At 64.9% G+C, this 12,670-nt stretch carries 13 protein-coding genes; 7 read left to right on the forward strand and 6 right to left on the reverse strand.

Annotated features, from left to right (window positions below):
• Positions 1-43: 43 nt before the first annotated feature.
• Positions 44-769: an OB-fold protein gene (locus MRBLST15_RS00730; protein WP_265954819.1), complete on the reverse strand. Its 726-nt coding sequence runs from the start codon at positions 767-769 to the stop codon at positions 44-46.
• Positions 770-992: 223 nt separating this feature from the next.
• Between MRBLST15_RS00730 and tadA the strand changes: the two genes are divergently transcribed.
• Complete coding sequence (tadA, locus tag MRBLST15_RS00735; RefSeq protein WP_265954820.1) at positions 993-1,517, forward strand: tRNA adenosine(34) deaminase TadA; 525 nt, start codon at positions 993-995, stop codon at positions 1,515-1,517.
• A gap of 75 nt (positions 1,518-1,592) precedes the next feature.
• On the forward strand, positions 1,593-2,165 hold the full coding sequence (gene orn / locus MRBLST15_RS00740; RefSeq protein WP_367784658.1) for an oligoribonuclease: 573 nt from the start codon (positions 1,593-1,595) through the stop codon (positions 2,163-2,165).
• Positions 2,166-2,263: 98 nt separating this feature from the next.
• Here orn and MRBLST15_RS00745 read toward each other — a convergent pair whose 3' ends face one another.
• Positions 2,264-2,824, reverse strand: coding sequence for a DUF4189 domain-containing protein (locus MRBLST15_RS00745; protein WP_367784660.1), 561 nt, complete (start codon positions 2,822-2,824; stop codon positions 2,264-2,266).
• Between the two features lie 119 nt (positions 2,825-2,943).
• On the opposite strand from MRBLST15_RS00745, the gene MRBLST15_RS00750 reads away from it, so the two are divergent.
• Positions 2,944-3,816 carry an EcsC family protein gene (locus tag MRBLST15_RS00750; protein WP_367784662.1) on the forward strand — a complete coding sequence of 291 codons (873 nt, stop codon included), beginning with the start codon at positions 2,944-2,946 and terminating at the stop codon, positions 3,814-3,816.
• A gap of 188 nt (positions 3,817-4,004) precedes the next feature.
• Positions 4,005-5,120, forward strand: coding sequence for an alkene reductase (locus tag MRBLST15_RS00755; protein ID WP_367784664.1), 1,116 nt, complete (start codon positions 4,005-4,007; stop codon positions 5,118-5,120).
• A gap of 81 nt (positions 5,121-5,201) precedes the next feature.
• Here MRBLST15_RS00755 and MRBLST15_RS00760 read toward each other — a convergent pair whose 3' ends face one another.
• The 3 genes from MRBLST15_RS00760 to ppsA all read right to left on the reverse strand — a co-directional run bounded on the left by MRBLST15_RS00760 (position 5,202) and on the right by ppsA (position 9,522).
• A complete protein-coding gene (locus MRBLST15_RS00760) occupies positions 5,202-6,095 on the reverse strand; it encodes a mechanosensitive ion channel family protein (protein ID WP_367784666.1) in 894 nt (297 codons plus the stop codon).
• A gap of 111 nt (positions 6,096-6,206) precedes the next feature.
• Complete coding sequence (locus MRBLST15_RS00765; protein WP_312704314.1) at positions 6,207-6,980, reverse strand: hypothetical protein; 774 nt, start codon at positions 6,978-6,980, stop codon at positions 6,207-6,209.
• Positions 6,981-7,143: 163 nt separating this feature from the next.
• Positions 7,144-9,522, reverse strand: coding sequence for a phosphoenolpyruvate synthase (gene ppsA / locus MRBLST15_RS00770; RefSeq protein WP_089236005.1), 2,379 nt, complete (start codon positions 9,520-9,522; stop codon positions 7,144-7,146).
• 144 nt (positions 9,523-9,666) lie between these two features.
• Between ppsA and ppsR the strand changes: the two genes are divergently transcribed.
• From ppsR to MRBLST15_RS00785, 3 genes are all read left to right on the forward strand, one after another.
• Entirely contained in the window at positions 9,667-10,488 is an 822-nt protein-coding gene (gene ppsR / locus MRBLST15_RS00775) for a posphoenolpyruvate synthetase regulatory kinase/phosphorylase PpsR (RefSeq protein WP_089236004.1), read from the forward strand.
• 218 nt (positions 10,489-10,706) lie between these two features.
• On the forward strand, positions 10,707-11,219 hold the full coding sequence (locus tag MRBLST15_RS00780) for a DUF1249 domain-containing protein (RefSeq protein ID WP_025879261.1): 513 nt from the start codon (positions 10,707-10,709) through the stop codon (positions 11,217-11,219).
• Between the two features lie 40 nt (positions 11,220-11,259).
• Positions 11,260-11,748 (forward strand): NUDIX hydrolase, encoded by a 489-nt coding sequence (locus tag MRBLST15_RS00785; protein ID WP_093819148.1) that lies wholly within the window; start codon positions 11,260-11,262, stop codon positions 11,746-11,748.
• Positions 11,749-11,759: 11 nt separating this feature from the next.
• Here MRBLST15_RS00785 and MRBLST15_RS00790 read toward each other — a convergent pair whose 3' ends face one another.
• Complete coding sequence (locus MRBLST15_RS00790) at positions 11,760-12,410, reverse strand: class I SAM-dependent methyltransferase (RefSeq protein WP_367784669.1); 651 nt, start codon at positions 12,408-12,410, stop codon at positions 11,760-11,762.
• Positions 12,411-12,670 lie beyond the last annotated feature (260 nt).

Raw genomic sequence — 12,670 nt, forward strand, 5'->3', positions numbered from 1 at the left:
CCCGCCGAAGCGGGGCTCTGAGCATCAGCGTTCGCTGTGTGCCTTACTGCACGGTGCAGCCGGACACGGCCGGGAAGCCGATGACTTCGCCATTGCCGGTGCAGGCCAGCGTGACCTTCTGGCCCTTCTTCAGGCTGGCAGCCACGTCCTTCGGCAGGTCGCTGGCCTGCACGAAGCCGAACGGCTTGGCGCTCAGCTGGACGACCGGCTTGTCCATGAAGTCCGAGCTGATCGAATCGACCGTGCCGGAAACCAGCAGCGCCTTGCCCTTGTACTTGCCGTCAGCAGCGATCTCGTTGTCCTGGTAATCGCTGAACATCGTGGTGGCGGTCACTTCCAGCGCCGAGGCGGGTGCCATCGCGGCATCGCTGGCGACTGCGGGGGCTGCGGTTTCCGTGGCCTTGGCGGCAGCATCTGCCTCCGCGGCGGCGGACGAGACGCTGGCTTCAGCGACGGCCGCATCGTGCTGGCCCTTGCTCTGCGCGCTGATGCCGCTCATGGTGCCGGCAAAGATCGCCAGGCCGACGAAGTACACGATCGGCGAAACGATGATCGAGCCCAGCAGCTGGAACAGGCCCTTCATGGCGCCGCCCTTGGCCATTGCGACGATGGCGAGGATGAAGGCCACCAGGTTCAACGGCCAGCCCAGGAACAGGCCCAGGCCGGGGAACGGCACGATGAAGCACAACCAAGCGATCGCCAGCGTGATCCATGCGGCTTTTCCGGCAGGGCTGGTGGCCTGCACGGTGGTATCTGCAACTGCGTTCAAAACTACCCCCTGTAGAGATCGAAAGGTGAAATCGTTGCCGGTAAACGGCAGTGCACCGTCGTCAAGTGTCGAAAGCGCTGGCGAAGCGTGAAGGAGTCTTCACGCAAGATCAAGTCGCGATGCAGTGTTGGCGTGGCGCGGTGCTTCACATCCAGGCAGCGGAAGCGCCAAAAGGCCTGCGTTACACTAGCCGCGCGCTCACTCCTTGAATCCGAGAAACGCCATGACTGATGCCTTGGGCGTGCCGGTGCACGACGTCGACGAGAGCTGGATGCGTCACGCATTGGCATTGGCCGAACGTGCGCAACGCGAGTTCAATGAGATCCCTGTCGGCGCAGTGCTGGTGGGTGCCGACGGCCAGCTGCTGGGCGAGGGCTGGAACCTCAACATCGCCTCGCACGATCCCAGCGCGCACGCCGAGATCGTGGCCATGCGCGAGGGCGGGCGGCTGCTGGCCAATCACCGCCTGATCGGCAGCACGCTGTATGTCACGCTGGAGCCCTGCGCAATGTGCGCGATGGCGATCGTGCATGCACGTGTGGCGCGCCTGGTCTACGGCGCCAGCGATCCGAAGACCGGCGCCTGTGGCAGCGTGTTCGATCTGGTCGGTGATGCCCGCCATAACCACCGGGTCGAGGTCCATGCCGGCGTGCTGGCCAAGGAGGCGGGCAACCGCCTGACCAACTATTTCCGGGCCAAGCGCGGCAAGCCGCCGCTGCTGCTGGAGGACCACGCTGGCGAGGGCTGAGTGGCGAAAGGGTATGATGGCCGCCACTTTCCTTTACCGGCCGGCCTCGTGCCTGCCCAGCAACGAGGCGACACGATGGCAGAGAACGGCGCGGCCAACGAGCGACTGATCTGGATCGACCTGGAAATGACCGGGTTGGATACCGACAACGATTCGATCATCGAGATCGCCACCGTGGTCACCGATGCCCAGCTCAACGTGCTGGCCGAGGGCCCGGAGTTTGCCATCCACCATCCGCTGGAAACACTGGAGGCGATGGACGAGTGGAACCGCAACCAGCATCGTCGTTCGGGCCTGTGGCAGCGTGTCATCGACAGCACCACGACGCTCGGCCAGGCCGAAGCGCAGACCGTGGCCTTCCTGGCACAGTGGATTCCGGCCGGCGTGTCGCCGATGTCGGGCAACTCCATCTGCCAGGACCGCCGCTTCCTGCACCGGCAGATGCCGCGGCTTGAGAAGTACTTCCACTATCGAAACCTGGACGTGTCCACGGTGAAGGAACTGGCCAAGCGCTGGGCGCCGACCGTGGCCGCTGGCGTAGGCAAGAACAGCAACCACACCGCGCTGAGCGATGTGCACGATTCGATCAACGAACTGCGTCACTACCGCCAGTTCATGGGCGCGCTGTCGGGGCTGCCGGGCGCCTGAAGATTGCGGTAGCGCCGGGCCATGCCCGGCGAGCGCTACGCTGGGTTGACGAAAAAGCCGTCAGGCATGGGCCCCGCAGCGCTGGGCTCCTCTTTCCGTCAAGGAGACCAATTCGGCCCTTGGTCGGGACCACTGCCGTACAGGTTGAACGCCCTGGCGCACTCGAAATGGACAGATCGGCAGCCGTTCGGGCAGGTCTGGCGCGCGACCTCGCTGCCCATCACCACTTCGTTGTCGTTGCGGAACACCACCTCGAACTGACCGGTTTCGTAGTGCTGCAGCGCATAGGCGCACCTTTCGGTGAATGAGGCAATGACTTCGCATTGCTCCCCGCTGCGCTTGTTGCAGGTCTTCAGCGCCTGTTTGTCGGCCGCCTTCTGCTTGTGCTGGCGAACACTCCAGCCAATGACCTGACCGTTCGGCGAACGGGCAAATGCGACCCACTGAGGAACCATTTTGACTCTGTTGCCCTGAGTGGGAGGTCCGATGCCAGCGCTGCTTTCACCACCAGCGCCAGGAATCGGCGCGCACCCCATCACCCCCGTCTCGCTGCCGATGGGGTAGGAGCCGGGCGGGCAGCGGCCTTCGGCGTTCACCTGGCCTGCCCAGCCGAGGCTGGCAAGGATGAGGGTTCCGATCAGCAGCATTCGTGCGTACATGGCGCGTCCTTGTAGTGATTCATCCATGCCGCCCGGCATACGGGGCGGCTGGAGGAATCATAGCCCCTTCCGACCGGGCCACCACGAACCGTTCAACTCTCCAGCGCTAAGATCGGCGCATGAACGAGCCCATCCTGCTGCCCCGTGATATCGCCCACGACGCCTGCGACTGGTCTGACCTGCAGCGGGCAGTAGCCCTGCTGGAAGCACCCACGATCACCGCGCGCATGGCCAACCTTGTCGGGACGCCGCTGGAGTTCGCGGTGAAGGCGCTTCCCACCTCGGTCTCCAACCGCATCCACGGTGCGGTGCAGGCGGCGTTGTCCAAATCGGTGCAGGCCGCGCTGTGGAGCATGGACAACACTCCGGGCAAGAACGCCTCGACGCGTTGGCACAAACTGGCGGCGGCGACGTCCGGCGCGGTCGGTGGTGCGTTCGGCTTCGCCGCGCTGTTCATCGAGCTGCCGGTGTCGACCACGATCATGATGCGTGCGGTGGCCGACGTCGCCCGCAGCGAAGGCTTCGATCTATCGCAGTTCAGCACCCGCCAGGCCTGCCTGGAGGTGTTCGCGCTGGGCGGCAATTCGCCGCGCGACGATGCCAGCGAGACCGGCTACTACCTGGCCCGTGGCTTCACCACCGATGTGATGCGCCACCTGTCGGCCGAATTGGCCGGGCGCGTGGTGACGGGGCGCGACCTGACCCTGGGCGTTGCGCCGAAGGAAGCCGGCAAGCTGCTGGCCAAGCTGGTGGAAAAGGTCGCCGCGCGCTTCGGTGTGGTGATCACCGAGAAGTTTGCCGCGCAGGCGGTGCCGATCGTCGGTGCGGCAGCCGGCGCGACGCTCAATACCATGTTCACCGACTACTACCAGGACATGGCCCGCGGCCATTTCATCGTGCGCCGGCTGGAGCTGAAGTACGGCGAGGAAGTGGTGCGCGCCTGCTATGACCGCATCGCGCACGGTGCGGCGTTGATCGAGCCGACGTTGTAACGATGGGGTCAGAGCCCTTTCCTGCGGAAAGGGATCCGACCCCGACCTGGCACAGGGTCGGATCCCCTTCCGCAGGAAAGGGCTCTGACCCTTGCTTGGCAGGCACAACTGTTTTGCGCGAACGCGCCTGTTGCGCGCGCAGCGCGATCCCCATCCTTGCCGGCAATCCCCCGCAAGAGAATGCCGCCATGTTGTTCACCCCCCACCGCCTGGGCGCGCTGACGCTGCCCAACCGCATCGTGATGCCGCCGATGACCCGCTCGCGTGCGGCTGCCGGCAATGTTGCCACCGCACAGATGGCCGAGTACTACGCCCAGCGTGCCGGTGCTGGCCTGATTGTCAGCGAGGGCACCCAGATCAGCTCGCAGGGCCAGGGCTATGCGTGGACCCCGGGCATTCACAGCGAAGCACAGGTGCAGGGCTGGCGCAGGGTCACCGATGCCGTGCACGCGGCCGGTGGTCGCATCTATGCCCAGCTCTGGCATGTAGGCCGGGTGTCCCATGTTGCTCTGCAGCCGGACGGCGCGGCGCCGGTCTCTTCCTCGGCACTGTTGGCCGAAGGGGTGAAGGTCTTTGTCGACCCCGCCGGTGCCGGTCCGGAATCCGGCGTGGGCGAGATGATCCAGCACTCGATGCCGCGTGCGCTGGGCGTGGAAGAGATTCCGGGCATTGTGGCCGACTATGCGCAGGCGACCCGCAATGCACTGGCCGCTGGCTTTGATGGCGTTGAGTTGCATGGTGCCAACGGCTACCTGATCAACCAGTTCATCGACTCGCAGGCCAACCAGCGCACCGATGGCTACGGCGGCGCGCTGCAGAATCGCCTGCGCTTCCTGCGCGAGGTGGTGCAGGCGGTGGTCGATGTCGCTGGCGGCGAGCGTGTCGGCGTGCGTCTGGCGCCGTTGACCACGCTGCAGGGGGCGGTGGATGACACGCCGCAGGCGACCTATCTGGCTGCCGCGCACCTGCTGGGCGAGCTGGGCGTGGGTTACCTGCACATCGCCGAGGCCGACTGGGAAGACGCCCCGTTGATGCCGGTGGCGTTCAAGCAGGCACTGCGGATGATCTATCCGGGCACGCTGATCTACGCCGGCAAGTACACCGCAGAGCGTGCCGGGCAGGCGCTGGCGGAAGGCTGGGCCGACCTGATCGGCTTTGGCCGGCCGTTCATCGCCAACCCGGATCTGCCCGAGCGCCTGCGCGTGGGCGCGGAGCTGAATCTTCCCGACCGCGCGACGTACTTCGGCGGTGGCGCGGTCGGGTTCACCGACTATCCGGCGCTGGAGGAGGCCGTGCAGGCCTGATGCCGCGTCCGCCGGGCATGGCCCGGCTCTACCGATGCTGGTGGGTGGGTGCCGACCGTTGGTCGGCACTACCAGGTTGGATCAGGGCCTGTCGCGCACCAGCGCGTCAGCTTCGACCACGCCGCCATCCTTGCCATGCAGGTACAGGTGCATGTCCTGCTGCGGATACGGGATGTTGATGCCGGCCTTGTCGTAGCCCAGCTTGATCTGCTCCAGCAGGGTGACCTTGGTGCCGAAGTGATCGGTCGATTTCACGTAGCAGCGGATGCCCAGATTGATCGCGTGCGCCCCCAGCTCGTACACCACCACGTCGGGTGCCGGCGTCTGCAACACGCGCGGGTCGGCTTTCATCAGCGCCAGTGCGGTATCACGCGCCAGCTGGATGTTGTCTTCGTAACCGATGCCCACCACCAGCTCGACGCGGCGGGTGGGCTCTGCGGTGAGGTTGATGATCGGTGCGGCGGTGATCAGCGTGTTGGGAATGGTGGTGTGCTGGTTATCCGCACCGGTGATCACGGTCTGGAAAATGCGCACCTCGCGCACAGTGCCGGTCTGCCCGGCGATGGTCACCACATCGCCTACGCGGAACGGGCGCAAGGTCACCAGCATTACGCCCGAGGCGATGTTCGACAGCGAATCCTTCAGTGCCAGGCCAACGGCCAGGCCGGCGGTGCCGAGCACGGCCAGCAGCGGAGTGATCTGCACACCCAGCGTACCGATGGCCAGGATCACCACGATCACCAGCGAGGCCGCGTAGACCACGTTGCGCAGGAAACTGCCCAGCATCGGGTCCACACCCATGCGCGCGGTCGCGCGGGGCATCGCATTGGACAGGCGACGCGCCACCCACATGCCGACCAGCAACACGACGATGGCAGCGAGCAACGGCACGCCGTAGGTTTCCAGCAGGCGCTCCCAGTCGAGCGAATGGAACCAGGACGTGGTGGCGGGGGCGGGTGGGGCAGTAGCAATCATGCGGGCTCCTTGTCGAACCGGGCGCGGCGCTCAAGAACGCCAGAAACGAAAAACCCCGCAGAGGCGGGTTGCATGCGAGCAGATTATCGACATGGCGGGATGAACGTGGTGTCAGCCGCCTTCGATCAATGCGCCTGTACCCTTGAGCAGCGAGCGTAGTCCCTGCACCAGATGCGGTTCTACCGTGCTGAGCCAGAGGCGGCCGGGCACCAGTTCGTCCAAGGTGCAGCCGGGAGTACCTTGCAGTATCCCCGCCAGTGTCTTGCCGGGCGCCACAGGCGCAACCAGCTGCGCTGGATTCAGCAGGCTAAGGGGGAAAATGTTGCGGGCCCTGCGCAGGCGCACCTCCGGCGGAGCGTCATACCAGATCTGGTTGCGGTCTTCTTCGTCCTTGGGTTGGGTTCCATCGCAGTAGCCACTGATGTAGGCCTGCGGGCTGCGCTCGAAGGGTGGTTGAGTGACGTAGCCGAAGTCCCAGTCATACAGGGCGATCAGCCCCACCAGGAGCTCCCGGAAGGACTGCGGTTCCAGAGGGAAGCGAGCGTCCTTGGAAAACAGAGCGAATTCCGTTCCAAGCTCGTGACTAGAGTAGAAATCCACTGATGCCGTCAGATCATAGGCGGGCGCGTCACTCCCTTTGGGGACAGCGACAACACTGAGGAGAGTCAGCTCGTTGAAGCCACTGGCCAGAAGTCTTCGATGTGCTGCATTGCCCAGCTTCGCCAAATTGCTGCTGTGGCCCTTTCCGTCAGACGCAAAGTAGGTGGCCTGTACTCCACGCTCTTCGAGCATGGATATAGCAAACTCGTGAAACTCCTGGAATTCCCGCGCTCCTGCCAACGGACCGGAGTAGTTGAACAGTCCAAGTGCGAATGGGATGGTCATGGGGCGAAAGTTGCCGGGAAGTGATTTTAGTCCTCCAAGTGTGCGTCGGCCATTTCAGGGGGCCTACTGGAATAGTTGCAAATGGCGCATCAGCCCCGGTTGGTCCTCCCCAAAAAAAGAAACCCCGCCGAGGCGGGGTTTCTTTATTCAGCTTGCAGCTGGATCAACCCTTGGCCTTCAACTTGGCCAGGCGCAGCCAGGTATCGACCACGGTGTCCGGGTTCAGCGACACCGACTCGATGCCTTCCTGCATCAACCACTCGGCCAGATCCGGATGATCGGACGGGCCCTGGCCGCAGATGCCGACGTACTTGCCCTTGGCACGTGCCGACTTGATCGCCATCGACAGCAGCTTCTTTACCGCCGGGTTACGTTCGTCGAAGAGGTGCGCGACGATCGACGAGTCGCGATCCAGGCCCAGGGTCAGCTGGGTCAGGTCGTTGGAGCCGATCGAGAAGCCATCGAAGATTTCCAGGAACTCATCGGCGAGCAGTGCGTTGGACGGCACTTCGCACATCATGATGATCTTCAGGCCGTTCTCGCCCTGCTTCAGGCCGTTCTGTTCGAGCACCTCGACGACCTTGCGGCCTTCTTCCAGGGTGCGCACGAACGGGATCATGACCCACAGGTTGTCCAGGCCCATCTCGTTGCGCACGCGCAGCACGGCCTTGCACTCCAGTGCGAAGGCGGCCGAGAAGCTCGGGTCGACGTAACGGCTGGCGCCGCGGAAGCCGATCATCGGGTTCTCTTCGTGCGGCTCGTAGCCGCTGCCGCCGATCAGGTTGGCGTACTCGTTGGACTTGAAGTCCGACAGGCGCACGATCACCGGGTTCGGCGCGACCGAGGCAGTCAGGGTGGCGATGCCTTCGGCCAGACGGTCCACGTAGAAGCCGACCGGATCGGAATAACCGGCGATCTTCTCGTCGATCTTCTTCTTCGTCGCGGCGTCCTGGCGGTCGTATTCCAGCAGCGCGTTGGGGTGGATGCCGATGTGGCTGGCGATGATCATTTCCAGGCGAGCCAGGCCGATGCCGGCGTTCGGCAGCTGGCCGAAGTCGAAGGCACGTTCCGGGTTGGCCACGTTCATCATGATCTTCAACGGTGCCGGCGGCATGTTGCCCAGATCGGTGGTGGTGCGCTCGAAACCGAGCTTGCCTTCGTAGATGAAGCCGGTATCACCTTCAGCGCAGCTGACGGTGACCAGCTGGCCATCTTCGATGACCTTGGTCGCGTTGCCTGAACCGACCACGGCCGGCACGCCCAGCTCGCGGGCGATGATCGCGGCGTGGCAGGTACGGCCACCGCGGTTGGTGACGATCGCCGATGCGCGCTTCATCACCGGCTCCCAATCGGGATCGGTCATGTCGGCGATCAGCACGTCGCCCGGCTGCACGCGGTTCATGTCTTCCAGCGTCTTCACCACGCGGGCCACGCCAGCACCGATCTTGGCGCCGACGGCGCGGCCTTCGGCGAGAACGTTGCCACCCTTTTCGGTCAGCGCGAAACGCTCGATCTGGGTGGCATGGCTGCGCGACTTCACAGTTTCCGGGCGCGCCTGCACGATGAACAGCTTGCCGCTGACACCGTCCTTGGCCCACTCGATATCCATCGGGCGGCCGTAGTGCTTTTCGATGGTCAGCGCTTGGCGCGACAGTTCGGCCACGTCTTCATCGTTGATCGAGAAGGTGGTGCGCAGTTCGGCCGGGGTGTCCTCGATCCTGACGCGCTCGCCGGGAACATCCGAATACACCATGCGGATTGCCTTGCTGCCGAGCGAACGGCGCAGGATCGCCGGTTTGCCGGCCTGCAGGGTGGGCTTGTAGACGTAGAACTCGTCCGGGTTGACCGCGCCCTGCACGACCATTTCGCCCAGGCCGAACGAGGAGGTGACGAACACCACGTCGCGGAAGCCGGATTCGGTGTCCAGGGTGAACAGCACGCCGGAGGAACCGACGCCGGAACGCACCATCAGCTGCACGCCCGCCGACAGGAACACGTCCTCGTGCTTGAAGCCGTGGTGCACGCGGTAGGCGATGGCGCGGTCGTTGTACAGCGAGGCGAACACTTCCTTGACCTTGTGCACGACATCGTCGGCACCGGTGACGTTGAGGAAGGTTTCCTGCTGACCGGCGAAGGAGGCATCGGGCAGATCTTCGGCGGTGGCCGACGAACGCACGGCTACGGCCACGTCGCCGCCACCGTTGTCGGCGCTCAGCTTGGCGTAGGCGCTGCGGATGTCCTGGTCCAGCTGCGGCTGCAGCGGCGCATCGATCACCCAGCTGCGGATTTCCTTGCCGGCCGCGGTCAGCGCAGTGACGTCCTCGACGTCCAGCGTGGCCAGCTTGTCGAAGATGCGCTTGGACAGGTCGTTGTGCGCGATGAAGTCCTTGAAGGCTTCAGACGTGGTCGCATAACCTCCAGGAACGGAGACGCCCAGACCGGCCAGGTTGCCGATCATCTCGCCCAGCGAGGAATTCTTGCCGCCTACGCGGGCCAGGTCGGCCAGACGCAGTTCGTGCAACCACAGGATGTTCTCGTTCAAGCGCGATGCTCCGTTTGGCCATCGCCCGAGGCGGGCTGAATGGCCGCGTCCGTAGGAAGAAGTCGATATGATGCCGGGCAGACCACCGTCGGCACAAGCTTGTGTTGGCGGCCCTTTTAGGCTTCGTAGGGGGTAAATGCGCGCATGTCGACCATCCGTCCGGTGTTCTACGTTTCCGATGGAACCGGTATCACCGCTGAAACCATTGGGCATAGCCTGCTGACCCAGTTCTCCGGGTTCAGCTTCATTACCGACCGGATGTCATTTGTCGATGACCCCGAAAAAGCCCGGGAAGCCTGTGCCCGGATCCAGGCGGCGGGGGAGCGGTACCAGGTCCGGCCGATCGTGGTGAACTCCTGCGTGGACCAGAGCCTGAGCGTGATCCTGTCCGAAAGCGGGGCGCTGATGCTGGATGTGTTCGCCCCGTTCATCGAGCCGCTGGAGCGCGAACTGTCCAGCTCCCGGCTGAACCGGGTCGGCCAGGCCCACGGCATGGTCGACTTCGACACCTACCACCGGCGCATCAACGCGATGAACTTCGCGCTGACCCATGACGATGGCATCGCGGTGAATTACGACGATGCCGACGTGATCCTGGTGGCGGTGTCGCGGGCCGGCAAAACGCCCACCTGCATCTACCTGGCGCTGCACTACGGGGTGCGCGCGGCCAACTACCCGTTGACCGACGAGGACCTGGAGAGCGACCGTCTGCCGCCACGGCTGCGCAACTACCGACGCAAGCTGTTCGGCCTGACCATTGACCCCGACCGCCTGCAGCAGATCCGCCAGGAGCGCCGGCCCAATTCGCGCTACGCCAACCTGGACACCTGCAAGCGCGAGGTGGCCGCGGCGGAGGTCATGTTCCAGATGGAACGCATCCCGACCCTCAGCACCACCCATACCTCGATCGAAGAGATCTCCAGCAAGGTGCTGGGTACGCTGGGATTGCAGCGCGAGCTGTATTGATCTTTTCCCTCGCGCCGCGCTGCCGGCCAGCGGTCGGCACTGCCAATGGGCGCTTCAACTGCGCCCTGTAGAGCCGAGCCCACGCTCGGCTGGGCCACCGGGTTCTGGCCGAAGAGCAGCCGAGCACGGGCTCGGCTCTACAGGGGTGATCGCCGTTGGCGGCTTGGCTGCGGGTTGAACCGTCCCCACGTTGAAGCACCAACGTGTAGGATCAGCCCATGGCCCGAGCATTGCCCCGTACCGAGCGTATTCCCCGCCTGAGCCGGCTGAGCTGGCTGATGGGGCTGTACGCGGAGAACTACCGCCACCTGGTGCGCCTGTTCGCGCCGGCCGAGCTGGTGGCGGGAAGCTACGTCTCCTCGGTGGGCGATGGCCTGGATGTGCGTCTGGATGTGATCGAGTGCCACCGCTACACGGTGGAGCTGCGCCTGACCTACGACCTGGCCGACCCGGTGACCGGTGAACCGGACCCATCGGCCTTCGTCCGCCTGTACCGCGACGCGCGCCAGGCCGAGACCACCCACTGCTACGTCGGCCGCCGCTGGCAGGACACTATGGGCCTGTACCCGCCGCCGGCCGAGCTGATCAGCCATCGCATGCGGATGAACACCTTCCTCGGCAAATGGCTGGAATACCTGGCCGAACGCGGCCATGGCGTGGCCACCCTGCGCCGTGACCCTGACGGCAACACCGTGGGCGCCGGCGACCGTCGCCTGTCACTGGTACGCTGATCGGCCATAATCCACGGCTGACCAGCCGCCGGATTCGCACATGCCGTATACCCCGATCGTCGCCACCCTGGGCTATGTGCTGTCGCCCGATCGTCGCCAGGTGCTGATGATCCATCGCAATACCCGTCCGGGCGACCACCACCTGGGCAAGTACAACGGACTTGGCGGCAAGGTCGAACCGACCGAGGACGTGGCCGCCGGCATGCGCCGTGAAATCGCCGAGGAAGCCGGCATCGACTGCACCGCCATGCGCCTGCGCGGCACCATCAGCTGGCCGGGTTTCGGCAAGCACGGCGAGGACTGGTTCGGTTTCGTGTTCGTCATCGACAGCTTCGAGGGTGCCCCGCACGGCGGCAACCACGAAGGCACCCTGGAGTGGGTGGACGTGGACAAGCTCGACCAGCTGCCGATGTGGGAGGGCGACCGCAACTTCCTGCCGCTGGTGTTCGATGCCGATCCGCGCCCTTTCCACGGGGTGATGCCCTATCGGGATGGACGCATGCAGAGCTGGTCCTTCAGCCGTCTTTGACATGGCCGCCCCTACCGACGGCGCGCCAGCAGCAAGTGGAAGTGCCTTTCCCGCTGTTGGCCGTCATTGCCGGCCGTGCATTCGCGATGTGAGCGCCAGGCCGTGACGCTGAAACCGGACATCCGCAGCGCGAGCTCCACGGCATCCAGCTCATGCAGTTCAAAGTCGCCGGCAAAGGGCAGGCTGCGCATGAATCCGGCCTCGCCGAAGGCCAGGCATAGCCGGCCGCCGCGATGCAGCACCCGCGCCAGCTCATCCAGTACCGGGGCCAGGTTCGGCCAGAAGTACAACGTGTTGACTGCCAGCGCAGCATCGACGCAGTCATCCGCCAAGGGCAGGGCATGGGCATCGCCCTCGCGCAGCGCGGCACGCCCGGCCAGGCCGCTGGCGGCAAGATGCTGGTTGCCGGCGTCGACCATGGCACGGGACAGCTCGACGCCCACGTAGCGACTGCCGCTGGCCTGCAGCAGCAGCGACGCGAAGGCGGCGTTGCCCGGGCCGATCTCCAGCACCTGCTCTCCGGGAGCAACCGCCAGCAACGCGATTGCTGCCTGGTTGAGGGCGCCATTGCTGCGGTTCATCGATTCGGCCACGGCCAGCGCGGCCTCGCCATGGGGCTGCCGCAACTGCGCGGCCAGGGTGCGTGCATCCAGCATCAACATCGTCCGTGGGTAAGGAGTCGGACGTGGCGGCGGCGGGTCCGCCGCAGACCATAGCGCCAGCCGAACGGGTTGGGAAGTAGGGAAACCCCGGCTCGGGGTGATCAGGAAATGTCCAGCGTCGCAGTCGGTGAGAACCAGTTGTCCACAGGGGGTGTGGATTACGCGTGGGCAACTTTGTGGATAAGCGCTGGCAGGCGCCACCCCCCTAGGCTGTCAAGATGGGTGGCGAAAAATTCACCGCTGGTGAGGATCGGTGAGTG

The sequence above is a fragment of the Stenotrophomonas sp. LST15-1-1.1 genome, assembly GCF_040815575.1.
GTDB lineage: Bacteria > Pseudomonadota > Gammaproteobacteria > Xanthomonadales > Xanthomonadaceae > Stenotrophomonas > Stenotrophomonas lactitubi_B.

What these genes read in the sequence shown, in the direction of transcription:
- MRBLST15_RS00785 (WP_093819148.1), top strand. Translation starts at nt 11,260, where the DNA reads ATGCCGTATACCCCGATCGTCGCCACCCTGGGCTATGTGCTGTCGCCC.
- MRBLST15_RS00760 (WP_367784666.1), bottom strand. Translation starts at nt 6,095, where the DNA reads ATGATTGCTACTGCCCCACCCGCCCCCGCCACCACGTCCTGGTTCCAT.
- MRBLST15_RS00755 (WP_367784664.1), top strand. Translation starts at nt 4,005, where the DNA reads ATGTTGTTCACCCCCCACCGCCTGGGCGCGCTGACGCTGCCCAACCGC.
- MRBLST15_RS00790 (WP_367784669.1), bottom strand. Translation starts at nt 12,410, where the DNA reads ATGTTGATGCTGGATGCACGCACCCTGGCCGCGCAGTTGCGGCAGCCC.
- orn (WP_367784658.1), top strand. Translation starts at nt 1,593, where the DNA reads ATGGCAGAGAACGGCGCGGCCAACGAGCGACTGATCTGGATCGACCTG.
- tadA (WP_265954820.1), top strand. Translation starts at nt 993, where the DNA reads ATGACTGATGCCTTGGGCGTGCCGGTGCACGACGTCGACGAGAGCTGG.
- MRBLST15_RS00765 (WP_312704314.1), bottom strand. Translation starts at nt 6,980, where the DNA reads ATGACCATCCCATTCGCACTTGGACTGTTCAACTACTCCGGTCCGTTG.
- MRBLST15_RS00750 (WP_367784662.1), top strand. Translation starts at nt 2,944, where the DNA reads ATGAACGAGCCCATCCTGCTGCCCCGTGATATCGCCCACGACGCCTGC.
- MRBLST15_RS00745 (WP_367784660.1), bottom strand. Translation starts at nt 2,824, where the DNA reads ATGTACGCACGAATGCTGCTGATCGGAACCCTCATCCTTGCCAGCCTC.
- MRBLST15_RS00780 (WP_025879261.1), top strand. Translation starts at nt 10,707, where the DNA reads ATGGCCCGAGCATTGCCCCGTACCGAGCGTATTCCCCGCCTGAGCCGG.
- ppsR (WP_089236004.1), top strand. Translation starts at nt 9,667, where the DNA reads ATGTCGACCATCCGTCCGGTGTTCTACGTTTCCGATGGAACCGGTATC.